Raw genomic sequence first — 18,297 nt, forward strand, 5'->3', positions numbered from 1 at the left:
GGCCCACATGAAGCTGTTCGATGACATTCCCGTCGAGCGTCCGGCCACGCCGCTGCTCGATACCCTGGACGCTCCGGCCGCGCTGCGCGCGATGAATGCCGGCCAGCTGGCCCAGGTGGCCGACGAGCTGCGTGCCTACCTGCTCTACAGCGTGGGCGTCTCCGGCGGCCATTTCGGTGCCGGCCTGGGCGTGGTGGAGCTCACCGTGGCCCTGCATCAGGCGCTGGAGACCCCCTTCGATCGCCTGGTATGGGACGTGGGCCATCAGGCCTATCCCCACAAGATCCTTACCGGGCGTCGTGAGGCGATGACCGGCATCCGCCAGCATGGCGGTCTCGCCGCCTTCCCGCGGCGGGCCGAGTCGGAGTACGACACCTTCGGCGTGGGCCATTCGAGCACCTCGATCTCGGCCGCCCTGGGCATGGCCCTGGCCGCCCGCACCCGCGGCGAGCAGCGCCGGGTCTGTGCGGTGATCGGCGACGGTGCCCTGACCGCCGGGATGGCCTTCGAGGCCCTGGCCCATGCCGGCCACGTGGATGCCAACCTGCTGGTGGTGCTCAACGACAACGAGATGTCGATCTCCGAGAACGTCGGCGGCATGGCCAGCTACCTGGCACGCATCCTCACCAGCAAGCCCTACACCAGCATGCGCGAGGGCGGCAAGCGGGTGCTCTCCCACCTGCCCGGGGCCCTGGAGCTGGCGCGGCGCACCGAGGAGCACATGAAGGGCATGATCAGCCCGGCCACGCTCTTCGAGGAACTGGGCTTCAACTACATCGGGCCCATCGACGGTCACGACCTGCCGCTGCTGGTACAGACCCTGCGCAACATGCGCGATCTGGAGGGGCCCCAGTTCCTCCATGTGAAGACCTGCAAGGGCAAGGGCTTCCTGCCCGCCGAGGCCGACCCCATCGGCTATCACGCCATCACCAAGCTGGAGAAGAACGGCGAGACGCCACCGCCGCTCAAGCCGGCCAGCCCGCCGGCCAGCAGCAAGCAGAAGTACTGCCGTGTCTTCGGCAACTGGCTGTGCGACATGGCGGCGGTGGACGAGCGCCTGGTCGGCATCACCCCGGCCATGCGCGAGGGCTCCGACCTGGTGCGCTTCTCGAAGGAGTACCCGGAGCGCTACTTCGACGTGGCCATCGCCGAGCAGCATGCGGTGACCCTGGCCGCCGGCCTGGCCTGCGAGGCCATGAAACCGGTGCTGGCGATCTACTCCACCTTCCTGCAGCGCGGCTATGACCAGCTGATCCACGACGTGGCGGTGCAGGCGCTGGATGTCACCTTCGCCATCGACCGCGCCGGCCTGGTGGGCGAGGACGGCCCTACCCACCACGGCAGCCTGGATCTCTCCTACCTGCGCTGCGTGCCGGGGCTGGTGGTGCTGGCTCCCGCCGATGAGGCCGAGTGCCGGGCGATGCTCAGTGCCGCCTACCACCATCCCGGCCCCGCCGCGGTGCGCTACCCGCGCGGCACCGGCCCGGGCGTCGCGACACCCGACCACCTCGAGCCGATCGCGATCGGCCGCGCCGAGTGGCGGCGTCGTGGCAGCGGCAGCGCAACGCGGGTGGCCCTGCTGGCCTTCGGCAGCCTCAACGGCCCGGCGGCGGAGGTGGCCGAGCGCCTCGACGCCAGCCACCTCAACATGCGCTCGATCAAGCCGCTGGACCGTGACGCCGTGCTGGCCGCGGCCGACGAGCACGACCTGCTGGTGACCCTGGAGGAAAACGTGGTCGCCGGAGGTGCCGGCAGTGCGGTCAACGAGCTACTGATGGCCGAGGGAGTCCAGGTGGAAGTGCTCAACCTCGGGCTGCCCGATGCCTTCGTCGAGCACGGCAAGCCCGCCGAACTGCTCGCCGAGTGCGGCCTGGACGCGGACGGCATCGAGGCCTCGATCCGCGCCCGGCTGCCCTGACACGTCACGTCTTTCTCACGAGGTTGCGATGCTGTTCCTGATACTGATCGGTGCCCTGCTGGGGCTCGCCATCGGCGGCCCCATCGGCCTGCTGGTAGGTGGCGCCCTGGGCTACGGGCTGGGCAAGGGCCTGCGAAATCGGCTGATGAAAAAGCTGGTCGGCGTCCAGTCACAATTCCTGGAATCGACCTTCGCCGTCATGGGGTGCCTGTGCAAGGCCGATGGTCAGGTCTCCGAGGACGAGCTGGAAGCCTCACGAAAGCTATGGGATCGGCTGCGGCTCAGCGAGGCCCAGCGCGCGCAGGCCCGCGCCGACTTTACCCGCGGCAAGAGCCCCGACTTCGACCTGGACGCCGAGCTGGCCAGGATTCGCCGCATTGCGGCACACCAGCCCGCGCTGCGCCAGGTCTTCCTGCAGGTGCAGCTGGCCGCGGTCGCCGCCGATGGTGAGCTGCACCCCGCCGAGCACGAGATGCTGATGCGGGTCGTGCGGGGCCTGGGCTGTTCCGAGGCCGAGATTGCCCAGATCGAGGCCATGCTGCGCGGTGGCCCCCGGGGAGCGGGCGAACAGGGCCCGTCGCTGGAGGATGCCTACCGTGTGCTGGGCGTCGACCAGGATGCCAGCGACGCCGAGATCAAGAAGGCCTACCGCCGCCTGATGAGCGAGAACCATCCCGACAAGCTCGCCGCCAAGGGACTGCCCGAGAGCATGCGCGAGGTCGCCAAGGAGCGCACCAGCGAGATCGGCAGCGCCTACGAGCGCATCCGCAAGGCCCGCGCCGCCTGACGCTGGCCAGGCGGCCGTTTCCCTCCCCCCTCCCGAGCCGCCCGCATCCCATGCCCGGTGCTGGCATCTGCCTCGCCACCGGCGGCGTGCTGCGCTAGCGTATCGGGATCGATGGACTGCCCACGGAGCCGCCCGATGATTACCCTGTACAGCTTTCCCTCCTCCCGTTCGCTGCGGGTCGCCTGGACCCTGGAGGAGCTGGGGCTCGACTACGCCTGCCAGCACGTGGACCTGGCCGCCGGCGAGGGCCGGCAAGGCGCCCATCTCGACCGCCATCCCGATGGCAAGGTGCCGGTGCTGGTGGATGGCGACCTGACGCTGTTCGAGTCGGCGGCGATCTGCCGCTACCTGGCGGAACGCTACGGCGAGCCGGGGGGCCTGCTGCCGGCCTCCCTCGAGGATCGCGCCCGGGTCGACCAGTGGCTGTTCTTCACCACGGGCGAGCTGGAGCAGGCGCTCTGGACCCAGGCCAAGCACAAGTTCGCCCTGCCCCGGGGGCGGCGTGTGCCGGCGGTGTTGCCCACCGCGGCCTGGGAGTTCCAGCAGGCCCTCGAGGCCCTGGCGCGGCGCTTCGAGGGCGAGGGCTGGCTGGTGGGCGACCACTTCAGTCTGGCGGACCTGCTGCTGGGGCACACCCTGAGCTGGGCGGTGCAGTTCAAGACCCGCCTGCCGGCGGCGCTGGAGGCCTACCGGCAGCGCTGCGCTTCCCGCCCGGCCCTGGCCAGGGCGGTGGCCCGGGAGCGTGCCGCGGCCGAACCGGCGTGAGGCACGCTCAGGCCGCGAAGGGCAGCACCGCGGTGTAGACCGCGAAGTAGTGGCAGGTGCTGCCGCCCATGACGAACAGGTGCCAGATCGCGTGATTGAAGGGGATGGCGCTGATGGCATAGAAGGCCACGCCCAGGGTGTAGGTGACGCCGCCGGCGACCAGCAGGGCGAGGCCGGTATCGGACAGGCGGGCCGCCAGTTCGTCGCCGGCGAAGACGACCAGCCAGCCCATCACCAGGTAGATGGCGACCCGCAGCCCGGCGAAGCGGTGCGGCCAGGCCAGCTTGCAGGCGATGCCGGCCAGGGCCAGGAACCAGACGGTGGCGAACAGCGTCCAGCCGGTCGGACCGCGCAGGTTGACCAGCAGGAAAGGCGTGTAGGTGCCGGCGATCAGCAGGTAGATCGCGCAGTGGTCGAGCGACTGGAACAGGCCCTTCAGCCGCGGGTGGCGGACGCCGTGGTAGAGGGTGGAGGCGGTGTAGAGCAGCACAAGGCTGAATCCGTAGAAGCCGATGCCGACGAGTTTCCAGGGATCGATCCGGGTGGCCATACTGGCCAGCACGAGCAGCACCACGACCCCCACGAGGCTGAGCGCCGCGCCGATGCCATGGCTGATGCTGTGCACCAGTTCCTCGAGGCTACTGAAGGGTGTCTCGTCGTCGCGGGTGGGGTGCGTCATCGGGGAGCCTCCTGTCGAGGAGCCAGCCCGATGCCGGGACCCGGTGGCTCAGGGCTTGCGCTCGATATCCACGTCGCTGGCCTGGGTGAAGTCGCCCAGCGCCATCATGTGGCCCAGCTTGCCGGCCTTGGTGGTGAGGTACTGCTCGTTATGCGGGTTTAGACCGGTGGTCAGCGGAACGCGTTCCACGACCACCACGCCGGCCTGGGTCAGGGCGTCGACCTTGCGGGGGTTGTTGGTCATCAGGCGCAGCGCCTTGACCCCCAGATGGTCGAGCATCGGCACGCAGAGATCGTAGCGGCGCAGGTCGGCGGCGAAGCCCAGCTGCTCGTTGGCTTCCACGGTGTCGGCGCCGGCATCCTGGAGGTGATAGGCACGGATCTTGTTGAGCAGGCCGATGCCGCGGCCTTCCTGGCGCAGGTAGAGCAGCACGCCCCGCCCTTCCTCGGCGATGCGCTTGAGCGCTTCCTGCAACTGGAAGCCGCAGTCGCAGCGCATGGAGAAGAGGGCATCGCCGGTCAGGCACTCGGAGTGGACCCGTCCCAGCACCGGTTCGCCATCGGCCACGTCGCCCAGGGTCAGGGCGATGTGATCCTTGCCGGTGGCATCGTCCTCGAAGCCATGCATGGTGAAGGTGGCCCAGGGGGTGGGGAGCCGGGAGGCGGCGATGAATCGAATCGTCACGATGTACCTCGGTGGAAGACCACGGCGTTGCCGACGGGTGGAGGGCCATTCTATCAGGAAGGCCTGGCCGGCTCACCGTTGTGTCACGGGGCTCATCCCCGGGCCGTTCGATGGGGTACAATGGCGCCCACATTTTCCGTGGACGAGCGCCCGCATGGAACTCAAGAACGACCGCTTTCTGCGCGCCCTGGCGCGTCAACCCGTCGACCGCACCCCGGTGTGGATGATGCGTCAGGCCGGCCGCTACCTGCCGGAGTATCGCGAGGTGCGCGGCCATGCCGGCAGCTTCATGGACCTGTGCCGCAACCAGGAGCTGGCCTGCGAGGTCACCCTGCAGCCGCTGGAGCGCTATCCGCTGGATGCGGCCATTCTCTTCTCGGACATCCTGACCATCCCCGATGCCATGGGGTTGGGGCTCTACTTCGAGACCGGCGAGGGCCCGAAATTCCGCAAGCCGGTGCGCACCTCGGCCGAGGTGGATGCCCTGCAGGCGCCGGACGCCGAGCGTGACCTTGACTACGTGATGCGGGCCGTCTCGACCATCCGCCGCGAGCTGAACGGCCGGGTGCCGCTGATCGGCTTCTCCGGCAGCCCCTGGACGCTGGCCACCTACATGGTGGAGGGCGCCTCCAGCAAGGACTTCCGCCACGTCAAGACGATGCTCTACGATGCGCCGGACACCATGCATCGGCTGCTCGATACCCTGGCCCATGCCGTCACCGACTACCTCAACGCCCAGATCCGCGCCGGCGCCCAGGCGGTCCAGGTCTTCGATACCTGGGGCGGTGCGCTCTCCACGCCGGCCTACCTGGAGTTCTCGCTGCGCTACATGGAGCAGATCGTCGCCGGCCTGATCCGAGAGCACGAGGGACGCCGAGTGCCGGTGATCCTCTTCACCAAGAACGGCGGCCAGTGGCTCGAGGACATCGCGGCGGCCGGCTCCGATGCCGTCGGCCTGGACTGGACCACCGAACTCTCCGATGCCCGGGCCCGGGTCGGCCATCGCGTCGCCCTGCAGGGCAACCTCGACCCCCACGTGCTGTTTGCCCGCCCCTCGGCGATCCGTGCCGAGGTGGCGCGCACCCTGGACAGCTTCGGCCACGGGCCCGGCCATGTCTTCAATCTGGGGCACGGCATCAACCAGTTCACCGACCCGGACCATGTGACGGCCTTCATGGAGGCCCTCCATGACCTGAGCCCGGCCTACCATCGCAACATCCCTCATGGCTGACTGGCTGGACCGGCTGGCCGCCGGGGAGGACAGAGGGTGGCGCCGTCGCTGGGCGGTGCTGGCCTGCCTGGCGGCCCTGGTGATCGCCTGGGGCAGCCTGACGCCCGGCAGCGAGTTGCCCGACACCCTGCCCTGGGACAAGGCCAGCCACTTCATCGGCTATGCCGGCCTGGCGGGCCTGGTCGGGCTCGCCGGTGTGCGCCTGCCGCTGGCCTTCCTGGCCGTGCTGCTGCTGGGCATCGTCATCGAGTTTGCCCAGCTCCCGGTGCCCGGCCGCAGCGGCGGTGACTGGGCCGACATCCTGGCCAACGGCCTGGGTGCCGCCTCGGCGGCAGTCCTGCTCCATGCCTTCCGCCGGGTCTGCCTGCGCCGTCCGCCTCGGCGCGTGCCGCGCCCCTAGAGGCGCGGCTCACGGCTGGTGTCGGGCTCCGCCTGGCCGTCGGTCGCGAGGTCCAGGGTCGGCTCGCTGGCGGTGCGCTGGGGGCGGTGGCGTTCGGCGGGGCGCATCACCCGGGCGCTGCCCAGCACGCTTTCCTCCTCGGGCGCGACGCTGCTCGCCGCGCTGGTCCAGGCGGCCTCGCGGTCATGCACCGCCGGGCGTCGCTCCCAGGAACGGGTGACCACGGCGCCGGGGGCGAAACCGGGGCGCTGGGCGCCCAGGTGGTGGGGCAGCAGCCAGAGCTCGGCGAGCAGGCGCAGGGCCACGGCGGCGAGCAGCCAGGCCCCGCCGGCCAGGGCCAGGGTGGGCCAGGCGGAGGCCCAGTCGACGGGAGCGAGCCAGGGCGTGCGAGGGGCCAGCCACAGGGCCGCGCCGGCCAGCAGACCGAACTGCAGCAGCAGGTGGCAGGTCAGCAGGGTGGTGCGGGCCAGCGGCCGGCGGGGAAACAGGAACTGTCGCATCGGGGTCCTCCCGGGGATGCACATCGTGGTGATGAGTCGTGCCGACTTCCGTGCCGGCCAGGGCAGGATGCTACCCCAGATTCCGCCGCCCTGCAGTCATCGCTTGTCGCCAGGTTGACCAACGGGAGCGGGCTTGCCAATGTGGAACGAGAGGCGGAAGTGGGTGTCCCGTCGGGAGGACTTCCGTCAACTCACCAGCATCAAGGAGCGGCTATGACAACCTATATCGTGGTGGCTGATGCGGCGCGGGCGCGACTGTTCACCCGCGATGGGCTCAAGGTCAGCGAGAAGGACAGTCTTGTCCATGCCGAGGGGCGCATGCACGAGGGAGACCTGGTGACGGACCGCGGTGGCGACGTCCACGAGTCGACCTCGACGACCGCGCGCAGCGCCGGCGGGGAGAACGTCGCAACCCAGCACCACGAGGAGATCTTCGCCCGCGAGGTCGCCGACCGGCTCTATCGCGCGCGCGTCGACAACACCATGGAGAAGCTGATCCTGGTCGCGCCGCCTCGCTTCCTCGGCCAGCTGCGGGACAAGGTCGATGGCCCCACCGCCAAGCTGGTGATTCACACCCTGGCCAAGGATCTCACCAAGGCCTCCCTCGCCGATATCCGGGAGGCGGTCAGCGACCTCCGCTAGCCTCCCGCTGTCGCCTTCCTTGCGGCCCGGCCCTGTCGCCGGGCCGCGCTGCGTCAGGGCACCTGAGGCAGGTCGATCTGGTCGCTGCGACGGATGCCCTCGGTCATCTGCCGGCACAGCTTGAGGAACTCGCGCATGCCGGTGGCCAGGTACTTGTGGCGGTGCCAGATGAAGGTGAACTGGCGGCTCAGGTCCAGCTCCGGGGTGGCGATGGGTACCAGGCTGCCGCGGCGGAAGGCGTCGCGCAGGGCCAGTTTCGAGACGCAGCCGATGCCGAGCCCAGATTCCACCGCCCGCTTGATGCCCTCGGTATGCTCCAGCTCCAGCAGGATGTTGAAGCGACCGCGGCGGTGCCGGGCCGCCTGCTCCAGGGTCAGCCGGGTGCCGGAGCCCTGCTCGCGCATGATCCAGGCCTCGCGCAGCAGCCGGTCCAGCTCCACCGGGCCGGCCGTAGCGAGCGGATGGCGGGGCGAGCAGAACACCGCCAACTCGTCCTCCACCCAGGGCTGGGTGATCACGTCCTCCTCCTCGCACTGCCCCTCGATCAGCCCCAGGTCGAGCCCGTGCTGGCGAACGCTGTCGATGATGGTCCGGGTATTGCGCACCGAGAGGCGCACCCGGCTGCCCGGATGGCGCTGCATGAAGTCGCTGATCAGCAGGGTCGCCAGGTAGTTGCCGATGGTCAGGGTGGCGCCCACGTCCAGGGTGCCGATGCCCTGCTGGCCACGCAGCAGCTCCTCCACCTCCTCGGCCCGGTCGAGCAGGGCCACCGCCTTGGGCAGCAGCTGGAACCCCAGGGCATTGAGCTTGAGGCGCTTGCCGATGCGGTCGAGCAGGCGGCAATCGAACTGCCGCTCCAGCTCGGCGAGGGCGGTACTGGTCGCCGACTGGGAGAGCGCCAGGGCGCGGGCCGCCCGGGAGACGCTCTCGTGCTGGGCCACGGCGACGAAGACTTCCAGCTGGCGCAGGGTGTAACGCATGACGCTCCTCGGGGGATTTGATATCCATAGTATAGATAAGTGTTATCCATACAATCCATTTAACAGATATTGCCCCGGCTCTTAGAATTGCACTCAAAGATTGGCTGTCCGATCTATTCTATTCTGGAATATCAAGGAGTCGGCATGAGCAAGTTTGCGCTTGAGGACGTTCTGAGTGTGCACCACTGGAACGATACCCTGTTCAGTTTCCGGACCACCCGCGAGCGCAGCCTGCGCTTCAAGAACGGCCAGTTCGTGATGATCGGCCTCGAGGTGAACGGCAAGCCGCTGATGCGGGCCTACTCCATCGCCAGCCCCAACTACGAGGACCACCTGGAGTTCTTCAGCATCAAGGTGCCCGATGGCCCCCTAACCTCGCGCCTCCAGCACCTCCAGGTGGGGGACCAGATCATGGTCAGCCGCAAGCCCACCGGCACCCTGGTCACCGACGACCTGCTGCCGGGGCGCAACCTCTACCTGCTCTCCACCGGCACCGGCCTGGCCCCGTTCATGAGCCTCATCCAGGACCCGGAGGTCTACGAGCGCTTCGAGAAGGTGGTGCTGGTGCACGGCGTGCGCAACGTCAGCGAGCTGGCCTATGCCGACTTCATCCAGAAGGACCTGCCCGCCCACGAGTACCTCGGCGAGGAGATCAGCGAGAAGCTGGTCTACTACCCCACCGTGACCCGCGAGGCCTTTCACACCATGGGGCGGCTGACCGACCATATCCGCAGCGGCAAGCTGGCCGAGGACACCGGCCTGCCGGCCATCGACCCCAAGCAGGATCGCGCCATGATCTGCGGCAGCCCGGCGATGCTCGACGACACCAGCACGCTGCTCGACGAGCTCGGCTTCACCATCTCGCCGCGCATGGGCGAGCCGGGGGACTATGTCATCGAGCGGGCCTTCGTCGAGAAGTAAGCAGCGCCGAGCTACAAGCGCCGAGCCGCCAAGCTGTTCGGTGATGCGCGATAGTTAGCGAGGCAGAAACGCCAAACCCCACCGGGCTAACCTCTGGTGGGGTTTCTTGTTACTGGTTACTTGTCACTTTGACCAAGACTCTGCCTGGCCGCTTGGCGCTTAGACGGCGTCTTTTCCCGTTTCGCCGGTACGGATGCGGATGACCTGCTCCAGGGCGGTGACGAAGATCCTGCCGTCGCCGATCTTGCTGAATGTGTCGGTGCGACCTGGAAGATGTCGGTTAGACGGCGTCCTTGCCGGTCTCGCCGGTGCGGATGCGGATCACCTGCTCCAGGGCAGTGACGAAGATCTTGCCGTCGCCGATCTAGCTGAATGTGTCGGTGCGACCTGGAGGATGTCGGTTAGACGGCGTCCTTGCCGGTCTCGCCGGTGCGGATGCGCAGCACCTGCTCCACGGTGACGAAGATCTTGCCGTCGCCGATCTTGCTGAATGTGTCGGTGCGACCTGGACGATGTCGGTTAGACGGCGTCCTTGCCGGTCTCGCCGGTGCGGATGCGCAGCACCTGCTCCAGGGCGGTGACGAAGATCTTGCCGTCGCCGATCTTGCCGGTATTCGCGACCTGGGTGATGGCGTCGATCACCTTCTCGGCCATCTCGTCATCCACGGCCACCTCAAGCTTCACCTTGGGCAGGAAGTCGACCACGTACTCGGCGCCGCGATAGAGCTCGGTGTGGCCCTTCTGGCGACCGAAGCCCTTGACCTCGGTAACGGTGATGCCCTGGACGCCGATCTCGGAGAGCGACTCCCGTACGTCGTCGAGCTTGAACGGCTTGATGATGGCGGTCACCAGTTTCATGGTCTTGATCCTCGTCGTGTCCGTTGGTCGGTGGCGCTGGCCGCCACCCCTGCTACGTTCATTGTGCCAGAGCATACACCCGGTGCGGGAGGAATAAAAAAGGCCCCCCGAAGGGGGCCAGGAGGAGCACGCCAGCTCACTCTGGGGCCTGCCTCACTTCTTGGAAGCGCTGAACTCGGGGTAGGCCTCCAGGCCGCACTCGGCCAGGTCGACGCCTTCGTACTCTTCCTCCTCGGTGACCCGGATGCCCATCACGGCCTTGAGGATCAGCCAGACGACCAGGCTGGCCACGAACACCCAGACGAAGATCCCGAGGATGCCGATGATCTGGGGGCCGAAACCGGCCTCGGCGTTGGTGAAGGGGACCGCCAGCACGCCCCAGATGCCCACCACGCCGTGGGCGGAGATGGCACCCACCGGGTCGTCGAGCTTGAGCTTGTCGAGGACGACGATGGAGGTGACGACCAGCAGGCCACCCACGGCACCGATCAGCACGGCACCCAGGGCGCTGGGCGATAGCGGGTCGGCGGTGATGGCCACCAGGCCGGCGATGGCACCGTTCAGGGCCATGGTCAGGTCGGCCTTGCGGAACCACAGCTTGGCCAGGACCAGGGCGGCGATCACGCCCCCGGCAGCGGCCGCGTTGGTGTTGACGAACACCTGGGCCACGTTGTTGGCGGAACCGACGTCGGACATCTTCAGCTCGGAGCCGCCGTTGAAACCGAACCAGCCCATCCACAGGATGAAGGTGCCCAGGGTGGCCAGCGGCAGGTTGGCGCCGGGGATGGCGTAGATGCTGCCGTCCTTGCCGTACTTGCCCTTGCGCGGACCGAGCACCAGCACGCCGGCCAGGGCCGCGGCGGCGCCGGCCAGGTGCACGATGCCGGAGCCGGCATAGTCGGAGTAGCCGACCTCGGCCAGCCAGCCGCCGCCCCAGGTCCAGTAGCCCGACACCGGATAGATGAAGCCGGTCATGACCACGGCGAAGGCCAGGAAGGACCACAGCTTCATGCGCTCGGCCACGGCACCGGAGACGATGGACATGGCGGTGGCCACGAACACGACCTGGAAGAAGAAGTCCGACCGCATCGAGTAGTAGGGGGCATCGTCACCGCCGGCCAGCACCGCGTCGACGCCGTTCTCGCTACCGATCAGCACGCCGAGGCTGGGCAGGAAGCCGCCTGCGCCGCTGGAGTACATCAGGTAGTAGCCCACCAGCAGGTACATGGTGCAGGCGATGGCAAACAGCGCGATGTTCTTGGTCAGGATCTCGGCGGTGTTCTTGGAGCGTACCAGGCCCGCCTCGAGCATCGAGAAGCCGGCGGCCATCCACATCACCAGGACGCCGCAGATCAGGAAGTAGAAGGTATCGAGCGCGTAGCTCAGCTCCGGTAATTCGACCATGAGGGTCTCTCCACGTCAGGAATGGGAAGGGGGCGTCGGTCAGACGGCATCGGCGCCGCGCTCACCGGTGCGGATGCGGATGACGTCCTCCAGCGGCGTGACGAAGACCTTGCCGTCGCCGATCTTGCCGCTGTTGGCCGCGCTGCAGATGGCATCGAGCACCGTCTCCAGCCGTGAGTCGTCCACCGCGACCTCGACCTTCACCTTGGGCAGGAAGTCGACGACGTACTCTGCACCGCGGTAGAGCTCGGTGTGGCCCTTCTGGCGACCGAAGCCCTTGACCTCGGTGACGGTGATGCCCTGAACGCCGTTGTCGGCGAGTGCCTCGCGCACGTCGTCGAGCTTGAACGGCTTGATGATGGCAGTGATCAGCTTCATCCCGGATCTCCCCTGCTGGATGTCGGCGGCGTGATGCCGCGCGATGGGTGGCTGCCCTGCCCAAGCGCAAACCGTGCCATGTTCCGGAATATGGCTTTGATATCAGCGTCATGAGGTGAGAGGCGGGGGGAGTTTCCGACACGGGCAACCGCCGCGTGGTCGCGACTGCCCTGTTGTGGTGCGCGGTCGTGGTGCGCATGCCCCACAAGAGGGCGGCGGTGGGGAATGCGCCGGGCGGGGGCCTTGCGTATCCTGTGGGCAGGCATCCCATCACGATTCAGGAGAGACACCATGGTGAGCCATGATCGCATCAGCCGCCTGGCCCAGCAGATCGGCGATCGCCTGCAGGGCGCCTCCCAGGCCCCGGAGGAGGTGCAGAAGGGTATCCAGCAAGTGGTGAAGGGCGCCTTCGACCGCCTCGAGCTGGTCTCGCGGGAGGATTTCGACATCCTGATGGACGTGTTGCAGCGTACCCGGGCGCGTGTCGAGGCGCTGGAGACGCAGGTGGCGGCCCTCGAGGCGGCGCTGGACAGCAATGCGTCGCGGGAGGCGGCGCCGAGTGAGCCCCCGGGCGCGCTGCCGGAGGCGCCGAGCCCCGAGGAGGATGCCGGCGCTGGCGAGACCGACCGCTGATCCCCGGCCGGCGCCGGGCGGATCCCGGCGGCCTGGGCTAGCCTGAGGTCAGACGGGCTGCGAGGGATCGCCGATGACGCTGGCAATCATCCACACCCGGGCCGGCCTCGGGCTCGAGGCGCCCGAGGTGCTGGTCGAGGTGCACCTGGCCAATGGACTGCCCGGCATGACCCTGGTGGGCCTGCCGGAAGCCGCCGTCAAGGAGAGCCGCGAGCGGGTGCGCAGTGCCCTGGTGAATGCCGGCTTCGACTTCCCGCTGCGGCGCATCACCCTCAACCTGGCGCCCGCCGACCTGCCCAAGGAGGGGGGGCGCTTCGACCTGCCCATCGCCCTGGGCCTGCTGGTGGCCTCCGGCCAGGTACCGCCCGAGGCGCTGGCGGGCGTCGAATGCGCCGGCGAGCTGGCCCTGGATGGTCGGCTGCGCCCGGTGACCGGCGTCCTGCCGCTGGCCATGGCGACACGCCGCGCCGGCCGGCGGCTGATCGTGCCGCAGGCCAATGCCGACGAGGCGGCCCTGGCCGGCGATCTCGAGGTGCTGCCCGCGGATCACCTGCTGGAGGTGGTGGCCCACCTGCTGGGTCAGGCGCCCATCGCGCCCCATCGGCCATCGAGCGTCGTCCCGACACCCGAGGCGGGCCCCGACCTGGCGGAGGTACGGGGCCAGCACCAGGCCCGGCGCGCCCTGGAGGTGGCCGCGGCCGGCGGGCACAACCTGCTGTTTGCCGGTCCTCCCGGGACCGGCAAGACCATGCTGGCCAGCCGCCTGCCGGGGATCCTGCCGCCGCTCTCCGAGGAGGAGGCCCTCGAGGTGGCGGCGATCCGCTCGGTCAGCGGGCTTTCGCATGCCGAGCAGTGGGGCGTGCGCCCCTTCCGTGCCCCGCACCATACCGCCAGCGCCGTGGCCCTGGTGGGTGGCGGCTCCCGGCCGCGGCCCGGCGAGATCTCCCTGGCCCACCGCGGGGTGCTGTTCCTCGATGAGCTGCCCGAGTTCCCGCGGCATGTGCTGGAGGTGATGCGCGAACCCATGGAGTCGGGGCAGATCCATATCGCCCGGGCCAGCCACGAGCGGCGCTACCCTGCCGGCTTCCAGCTGGTGGCGGCCATGAACCCCTGCCCCTGCGGCCACCTGGGCGACCCGCGCCAGGCCTGCCATTGCACGGCGGCCCAGATCCAGCGCTACCAGGCGCGCCTCTCGGGACCGCTGCTCGATCGCATCGACCTGCAGGTGGAGGTGCCGGCGCTGGCCCCGGAGCAGCTCACCTCCCGTGAACCGGGTGAGTCCTCGGCGGTGGTGCGCGAGCGGGTGCTGTCGGCCCGGGCGCGTCAGGCGGCCCGCGGCGCGCTGAACGCGCAATTGGCCGGTCAGGCCCTGGAGGAGGCCTGCGCCCTGCAGGCGACGGATCGCGCCTGGCTGGCCGGCGTGCTGGAGCGTCTCAAGCTGTCGGCCCGGGCCTACCACCGGGTCCTGCGGGTGGCCCTGACCCTGGCCGACCTGGCCGGCGAGGCGCGTCCCGGGCGTGACCAGCTGATCGAGGCGATCGGCTACCGCCAGCTCGATCGCCTGCTCAAGGGGTGAGGGAATCCGCTCAGAGGGCGGTGGCGTCCAGGGCCCCGCTGATCTCGCTGCCCCACTCTGGCGCGTCGCTCCCCGCGCGTCGCAGCTCCAGGCTCAGTCGATAGGGCAGCAGCTCGCGGTCGGAGAGCTGCAGCCGGGGGCCGTCGGCCTCGAGTCGGCTTTCCAGGCGCCACTGGTTGTCGCCGCCCCCCTCGGCCATGGCGTCCCGCCACTCCAGCACCTGGGGGCCGTCTGAAACCGCCAGCAGGGCACGGGTCAGGCTCTCGAGCACGCGTTCTTCGCCGAGCCCCAGGTCGGGGTCGACCTCCGGCCTGGCCAGCAGCAGGACCTGGTCGGCCGCCGGTCTGGGCATGGGCGGCGTCGCCGTGACCCGTTCGGCGGCGCGCTCGCCAAGCCCGAACAGGGCCTGGCGCAGGGTGGCGGGCTGCTCCGGGGCAGCGGCACAGCCGGCAAGCAGGGTCACCAGCAGCAGGGGCAAGTGGGGTTTCATGGCGAGGTCGTCTCCCGGGGCGAGGTGTCGGCCGGTTCCAGTCGGGCAATGAAGCGGTCGAGCACCGTGAACAACTCGCGACGGATCGGCTCCGCCTCGTTGACCAGATGGTGACGGGCCTCGGGGTGGCGATGGATCTCGGCGTTAGGGAACTTGCGCGCCAGCACTTCGAGGTTCCACTCCCAGTCTACCGTCAGGTCCTGCTCACCCTGCAGGATCAGGGTGGCAACCGGGCTCGGTGGCAGCGCCAGCAGCTGCGGCATCCAGCGGCGCATGGCCCCCACCCAGTCCATCGCCAGGCGGTCCGCCTGGAGGGGGTCGCCCTCGCGCAGGAAGTCGGCGAAGTCGGCATCCGTGGAGTTGGCGCGGAACTTGCGCGGGATCGACTCCACGAAGGGGCCCACCAGGCGGTGCAGCCAGCTCGACTGGTTCCAGCCCCAGGGACGCACCAGCGGCGCCAGCAGCGCCAGGCCCGACCAGGCACCATCGTCGCCGCGGGTCAGGGCGTCGGTGGCGAGAATCGCCGCCCCGGTGCTCTGGCCGACGCCCAGCCAGGGGCGGGGGGCCAGCCCTTCTTCCTCGAGATGTTGCTGCAAGTGGTGCAGGCAGCTGCCATAGTCCTTGAAGTCGTCGATGGAGGCACGGCGGCCGCTGGAGAGACCATGGCCGGGCAGGTCCCAGAGCACGACCCGCCAGCCCCGCGCGAGCAGGCACTCCAGCAGGTGACGGTAGAGGCCGAGATGGTCAAAGTAGCCGTGTACCACGAAGGCCGTGCCGATGGGCGAGTCGGGACTCCAGACCTGGGTCCAGAGGCGGAAGCCACCGGCCTCCAGGTACCCCACATAGAGCCCCACATGCTCGGCAAGCAGGGGCGCCAGGCCGTAGTGACCCAGGTAGTGCTCGAGGTCCTGTCCGGACAGGTCCGCAGGGGCGAGGGGGCCCAGGGCCTGCAGGGGGGTGAAGTCGCTCATCGGTTTCTCCGCAATGCCCGTTCATGCTAGCGCCAAGCCGACGGCCCGGCCAGCAATGCCTCGGTGACCGGTGTCGGCCTCATCATTTGGTCTAGCTCGGGGCGGCAGGCGGCAGGTACGGGTTTACATATGGAAGCATTTTCCACAAAATTGATGCTACGCAGTCACCATTCCCTGTCCGGCCGGTCGGTGCCAGGGGGCACCGAGCAGCCAAGCATGAGGAGCACGACCCATGACCCAACGCATCACTCGCCATCGCCTTCAGGTGGCCGCCGAGCTGGACCGTTTCATCAACGAACAGGCCCTGCCGGGCACCGGTGTCGACCCCGAGGCCTTCTGGGCCGGCGTCGACGCCCTCTTTCATGATCTGACCCCGCAGAACCGCGAACTGCTCTCCGAACGCGACCGCCTGCAGGAGAAGCTCGATGCCTGGCATCGCGAGCATCCTGGGCCGATCCGCGACATGGCCGCCTACCGTGCCTTCCTCGAGGAGATCGGCTACCTGGTGGAGGCACCGGCCAGCGTCAGCGTGACCACCGCCAACGTGGACCGCGAGATCGCCGTCCAGGCCGGCCCGCAGCTGGTGGTGCCGGTCAACAACCCGCGCTATGCCTTGAACGCCGGCAATGCCCGCTGGGGCAGCCTCTATGACGCCCTCTACGGCACCGACGCCATCTCCGAGGAGGGCGGGGCCGAGAAGGGCGCGAGCTTCAACCCCAAGCGCGGCGAGAAGGTCATCGGCTATGCCCGCGGCGTGCTCGACCGCGCTGCCCCGCTGGCCACCGGCTCCCACCACGATGCCGTCAAGTATGCCCTGCGTGACGGTCACCTGGTGGTCTCCCTGGACGGCGGTCGCGAGACCGGCCTCAAGGACCCGGGCAAGCTGGTGGGCTTCAACGGCCCGGCCGAGAGCCCCGAGTCCGTACTGCTGGCCAACCACGGCCTGCACCTGGAGATCCAGATCGATCCGAGCCACCCGATCGGCAAGACCGACCCGGCCGGCGTCAAGGACGTGGTGGTCGAGGCGGCATTGACCACCATCATGGACTGCGAGGACTCCGTGGCCGCGGTGGATGCCGAGGACAAGGTCGGAGTCTATGCCAGCTGGCTGGGCCTGATGAAGGGCGACCTGGAGGAGCAGGTCGAGAAGGGCGGCAAGACTATCACTCGCCGCCTCAATGCCGATCGCACCTGGCACAACACCGACGGGGGAACCATCACCCTGCCGGGCCGCTCGCTGATGTTCGTGCGCAACGTGGGCCACCTGATGACCACGCCGGCGGTGCTGGATGCCGACGGCAACGAGCTGCCCGAGGGCATCCTCGACGGTATCGTCACCGGCCTGGTCGCCCTGCACGACCTGAAGAAGGGCGAGAACGAGCCGCGCAACTCGCGCACCGGCTCCATGTACATCGTCAAGCCGAAGATGCACGGCCCGAAGGAGGTCGCCTTCTCCAATGCGCTGTTCGGTCGCATCGAGGACATCCTCGGCATGGCCCGCGATACCCTGAAGATGGGCATCATGGACGAGGAGCGTCGCACCTCGGTCAACCTCAAGGCCTGCATCGCGGAGGCCAGCTCGCGGGTGGTGTTCATCAACACCGGCTTCCTCGACCGCACCGGCGACGAGATGCACACCGCCATGGAGGCGGGCCCGATGATCCGCAAGGGCGACATGAAGGGCTCCGCCTGGATCCAGGCCTACGAGAAGAACAATGTCCAGGTCGGCCTGGCCTGCGGCCTGCGCGGCCGCGCCCAGATCGGCAAGGGCATGTGGGCCATGCCGGACCTGATGGCCGCCATGCTCGAGCAGAAGGTCGGCCATCCCAAGGCCGGGGCCAACACCGCCTGGGTGCCGTCGCCCACCGCCGCCACCCTGCATGCCCTGCACTACCATCAGGTGGACGTGGCGGCCCTGCAGCGCGAGATGGAAGGCCAGGGCGAGGTGGACTTCCTGAATGACCTGCTCACCGTGCCGGTCGCCGAGTCACCGCAGTGGAGCGACGAGGAGCTCCAGCAGGAACTGGACAACAACTGCCAGGGCATCCTCGGCTACGTGGTGCGCTGGGTCGAGCACGGCGTGGGCTGCTCCAAGGTGCCGGACATCCATGACGTGGGCCTGATGGAAGACCGCGCCACCCTGCGGATCTCCAGCCAGCACATCGCCAACTGGCTGCACCACGGCGTGGTCGATGCCCCCCGGGTCCAGGAGACCCTGGAGCGCATGGCCAAGGTGGTCGATCAGCAGAACGCCGGTGACCCGGCGTACACGCCGATGAGCGCCGACTTCGCCGCCTCGACTGCCTTCCAGGCCGCCAGCGACCTGATCTTCAAGGGCCGCGAGCAGCCCGCCGGCTATACCGAGCCGCTGCTGCACCACTGGCGCGCCGTGCACAAGGCCAAGTAACGCCATCGACGAATGGGGCGCCGGCCAGCGCCGAGCCCCGGTACAGAACGCCCCCGCGGTATCGGCCGCGGGG

The 18,297-nt window shown here is 68.9% G+C and carries 19 protein-coding genes; 10 read left to right on the forward strand and 9 right to left on the reverse strand.

All coding sequences use genetic code 11. The features are described from left to right. The first annotated feature begins 7 nt into the window (after window positions 1–7). From dxs to QLQ86_RS01125, 3 genes are all read left to right on the forward strand, one after another. Entirely contained in the window at window positions 8–1,918 is a 1,911-nt protein-coding gene (dxs, locus tag QLQ86_RS01115; protein WP_282815650.1) for a 1-deoxy-D-xylulose-5-phosphate synthase, read from the forward strand. A 28-nt stretch (window positions 1,919–1,946) separates the two neighbouring features. Next, window positions 1,947–2,705, forward strand: coding sequence for a co-chaperone DjlA (gene djlA, locus QLQ86_RS01120; RefSeq protein ID WP_282815651.1), 759 nt, complete (start codon window positions 1,947–1,949; stop codon window positions 2,703–2,705). A gap of 135 nt (window positions 2,706–2,840) precedes the next feature. After that, window positions 2,841–3,470, forward strand: coding sequence for a glutathione S-transferase family protein (locus tag QLQ86_RS01125; protein WP_282815652.1), 630 nt, complete (start codon window positions 2,841–2,843; stop codon window positions 3,468–3,470). Window positions 3,471–3,477: 7 nt separating this feature from the next. On the opposite strand, the gene trhA is transcribed toward QLQ86_RS01125, so the two are convergent. Together trhA and ribA are read right to left on the reverse strand one after the other, a co-directional pair. After that, window positions 3,478–4,149, reverse strand: coding sequence for a PAQR family membrane homeostasis protein TrhA (gene trhA, locus QLQ86_RS01130; protein ID WP_282815653.1), 672 nt, complete (start codon window positions 4,147–4,149; stop codon window positions 3,478–3,480). Window positions 4,150–4,197: 48 nt separating this feature from the next. Further along, a complete protein-coding gene (gene ribA, locus QLQ86_RS01135; protein ID WP_282734055.1) occupies window positions 4,198–4,833 on the reverse strand; it encodes a GTP cyclohydrolase II in 636 nt (211 codons plus the stop codon). 154 nt (window positions 4,834–4,987) lie between these two features. Here ribA and hemE point away from each other — a divergent pair, with 154 nt between their 5' ends. Both hemE and QLQ86_RS01145 read left to right on the forward strand, forming a co-directional pair. Then, window positions 4,988–6,064 carry a uroporphyrinogen decarboxylase gene (gene hemE / locus QLQ86_RS01140; protein WP_282734056.1) on the forward strand — a complete coding sequence of 359 codons (1,077 nt, stop codon included), beginning with the start codon at window positions 4,988–4,990 and terminating at the stop codon, window positions 6,062–6,064. Further along, complete coding sequence (locus QLQ86_RS01145) at window positions 6,057–6,464, forward strand: VanZ family protein (protein ID WP_282734057.1); 408 nt, start codon at window positions 6,057–6,059, stop codon at window positions 6,462–6,464. Before hemE ends, QLQ86_RS01145 begins: the two co-directional genes overlap by 8 nt. On the opposite strand, the gene QLQ86_RS01150 is transcribed toward QLQ86_RS01145, so the two are convergent. Further along, complete coding sequence (locus QLQ86_RS01150) at window positions 6,461–6,964, reverse strand: hypothetical protein (RefSeq protein WP_282734058.1); 504 nt, start codon at window positions 6,962–6,964, stop codon at window positions 6,461–6,463. The two genes, QLQ86_RS01145 and QLQ86_RS01150, sit on opposite strands and share 4 nt — an antisense overlap. Window positions 6,965–7,177: 213 nt before the next feature. On the opposite strand from QLQ86_RS01150, the gene QLQ86_RS01155 reads away from it, so the two are divergent. Beyond that, window positions 7,178–7,606, forward strand: a complete 429-nt coding sequence (locus QLQ86_RS01155) for a host attachment protein (RefSeq protein ID WP_282734059.1) — start codon at window positions 7,178–7,180, stop codon at window positions 7,604–7,606. A 53-nt stretch (window positions 7,607–7,659) separates the two neighbouring features. Here QLQ86_RS01155 and QLQ86_RS01160 read toward each other — a convergent pair whose 3' ends face one another. Next, window positions 7,660–8,586 (reverse strand): LysR family transcriptional regulator, encoded by a 927-nt coding sequence (locus tag QLQ86_RS01160; RefSeq protein ID WP_106231082.1) that lies wholly within the window; start codon window positions 8,584–8,586, stop codon window positions 7,660–7,662. Between the two features lie 144 nt (window positions 8,587–8,730). Between QLQ86_RS01160 and QLQ86_RS01165 the strand changes: the two genes are divergently transcribed. Then, entirely contained in the window at window positions 8,731–9,507 is a 777-nt protein-coding gene (locus QLQ86_RS01165) for a ferredoxin--NADP reductase (protein ID WP_282734060.1), read from the forward strand. 519 nt (window positions 9,508–10,026) lie between these two features. Here the strand turns inward: QLQ86_RS01165 and glnK are convergent. The 3 genes from glnK to QLQ86_RS01195 all read right to left on the reverse strand — a co-directional run bounded on the left by glnK (window position 10,027) and on the right by QLQ86_RS01195 (window position 12,147). Next, a complete protein-coding gene (glnK, locus tag QLQ86_RS01185; protein WP_151442144.1) occupies window positions 10,027–10,365 on the reverse strand; it encodes a P-II family nitrogen regulator in 339 nt (112 codons plus the stop codon). A gap of 153 nt (window positions 10,366–10,518) precedes the next feature. Further along, on the reverse strand, window positions 10,519–11,769 hold the full coding sequence (locus tag QLQ86_RS01190) for an ammonium transporter (RefSeq protein ID WP_282734061.1): 1,251 nt from the start codon (window positions 11,767–11,769) through the stop codon (window positions 10,519–10,521). A gap of 39 nt (window positions 11,770–11,808) precedes the next feature. Further along, on the reverse strand, window positions 11,809–12,147 hold the full coding sequence (locus tag QLQ86_RS01195; RefSeq protein WP_106231078.1) for a P-II family nitrogen regulator: 339 nt from the start codon (window positions 12,145–12,147) through the stop codon (window positions 11,809–11,811). Window positions 12,148–12,438: 291 nt separating this feature from the next. On the opposite strand from QLQ86_RS01195, the gene QLQ86_RS01200 reads away from it, so the two are divergent. Together QLQ86_RS01200 and QLQ86_RS01205 are read left to right on the forward strand one after the other, a co-directional pair. Beyond that, on the forward strand, window positions 12,439–12,780 hold the full coding sequence (locus tag QLQ86_RS01200) for an accessory factor UbiK family protein (protein WP_282734062.1): 342 nt from the start codon (window positions 12,439–12,441) through the stop codon (window positions 12,778–12,780). Window positions 12,781–12,853: 73 nt separating this feature from the next. Beyond that, entirely contained in the window at window positions 12,854–14,356 is a 1,503-nt protein-coding gene (locus QLQ86_RS01205) for a YifB family Mg chelatase-like AAA ATPase (RefSeq protein ID WP_282734063.1), read from the forward strand. A 10-nt stretch (window positions 14,357–14,366) separates the two neighbouring features. On the opposite strand, the gene QLQ86_RS01210 is transcribed toward QLQ86_RS01205, so the two are convergent. After that, complete coding sequence (locus QLQ86_RS01210; protein WP_282734064.1) at window positions 14,367–14,846, reverse strand: hypothetical protein; 480 nt, start codon at window positions 14,844–14,846, stop codon at window positions 14,367–14,369. Continuing rightward, window positions 14,843–15,817, reverse strand: coding sequence for an alpha/beta hydrolase (locus tag QLQ86_RS01215; RefSeq protein WP_282734065.1), 975 nt, complete (start codon window positions 15,815–15,817; stop codon window positions 14,843–14,845). The genes QLQ86_RS01210 and QLQ86_RS01215 overlap by 4 nt, the downstream gene beginning before the upstream one ends. Window positions 15,818–16,049: 232 nt before the next feature. On the opposite strand from QLQ86_RS01215, the gene QLQ86_RS01220 reads away from it, so the two are divergent. Then, a complete protein-coding gene (locus QLQ86_RS01220; protein ID WP_282734066.1) occupies window positions 16,050–18,224 on the forward strand; it encodes a malate synthase G in 2,175 nt (724 codons plus the stop codon). Window positions 18,225–18,297: the final 73 nt, after the last annotated feature.

Source organism: Halomonas rhizosphaerae (genome assembly GCF_030012485.1).
Taxonomy (GTDB): Bacteria; Pseudomonadota; Gammaproteobacteria; order Pseudomonadales; family Halomonadaceae; genus Halomonas; species Halomonas rhizosphaerae.

What these genes read in the sequence shown, in the direction of transcription:
- dxs (WP_282815650.1), top strand. Translation starts at nt 8, where the DNA reads ATGAAGCTGTTCGATGACATTCCCGTCGAGCGTCCGGCCACGCCGCTG.
- QLQ86_RS01165 (WP_282734060.1), top strand. Translation starts at nt 8,731, where the DNA reads ATGAGCAAGTTTGCGCTTGAGGACGTTCTGAGTGTGCACCACTGGAAC.
- QLQ86_RS01220 (WP_282734066.1), top strand. Translation starts at nt 16,050, where the DNA reads ATGACCCAACGCATCACTCGCCATCGCCTTCAGGTGGCCGCCGAGCTG.
- QLQ86_RS01125 (WP_282815652.1), top strand. Translation starts at nt 2,841, where the DNA reads ATGATTACCCTGTACAGCTTTCCCTCCTCCCGTTCGCTGCGGGTCGCC.
- QLQ86_RS01155 (WP_282734059.1), top strand. Translation starts at nt 7,178, where the DNA reads ATGACAACCTATATCGTGGTGGCTGATGCGGCGCGGGCGCGACTGTTC.
- QLQ86_RS01210 (WP_282734064.1), bottom strand. Translation starts at nt 14,846, where the DNA reads ATGAAACCCCACTTGCCCCTGCTGCTGGTGACCCTGCTTGCCGGCTGT.
- QLQ86_RS01160 (WP_106231082.1), bottom strand. Translation starts at nt 8,586, where the DNA reads ATGCGTTACACCCTGCGCCAGCTGGAAGTCTTCGTCGCCGTGGCCCAG.
- QLQ86_RS01205 (WP_282734063.1), top strand. Translation starts at nt 12,854, where the DNA reads ATGACGCTGGCAATCATCCACACCCGGGCCGGCCTCGGGCTCGAGGCG.
- QLQ86_RS01200 (WP_282734062.1), top strand. Translation starts at nt 12,439, where the DNA reads ATGGTGAGCCATGATCGCATCAGCCGCCTGGCCCAGCAGATCGGCGAT.
- trhA (WP_282815653.1), bottom strand. Translation starts at nt 4,149, where the DNA reads ATGACGCACCCCACCCGCGACGACGAGACACCCTTCAGTAGCCTCGAG.
- hemE (WP_282734056.1), top strand. Translation starts at nt 4,988, where the DNA reads ATGGAACTCAAGAACGACCGCTTTCTGCGCGCCCTGGCGCGTCAACCC.
- QLQ86_RS01190 (WP_282734061.1), bottom strand. Translation starts at nt 11,769, where the DNA reads ATGGTCGAATTACCGGAGCTGAGCTACGCGCTCGATACCTTCTACTTC.
- glnK (WP_151442144.1), bottom strand. Translation starts at nt 10,365, where the DNA reads ATGAAACTGGTGACCGCCATCATCAAGCCGTTCAAGCTCGACGACGTA.
- QLQ86_RS01195 (WP_106231078.1), bottom strand. Translation starts at nt 12,147, where the DNA reads ATGAAGCTGATCACTGCCATCATCAAGCCGTTCAAGCTCGACGACGTG.
- djlA (WP_282815651.1), top strand. Translation starts at nt 1,947, where the DNA reads ATGCTGTTCCTGATACTGATCGGTGCCCTGCTGGGGCTCGCCATCGGC.
- QLQ86_RS01145 (WP_282734057.1), top strand. Translation starts at nt 6,057, where the DNA reads ATGGCTGACTGGCTGGACCGGCTGGCCGCCGGGGAGGACAGAGGGTGG.
- QLQ86_RS01215 (WP_282734065.1), bottom strand. Translation starts at nt 15,817, where the DNA reads ATGAGCGACTTCACCCCCCTGCAGGCCCTGGGCCCCCTCGCCCCTGCG.
- QLQ86_RS01150 (WP_282734058.1), bottom strand. Translation starts at nt 6,964, where the DNA reads ATGCGACAGTTCCTGTTTCCCCGCCGGCCGCTGGCCCGCACCACCCTG.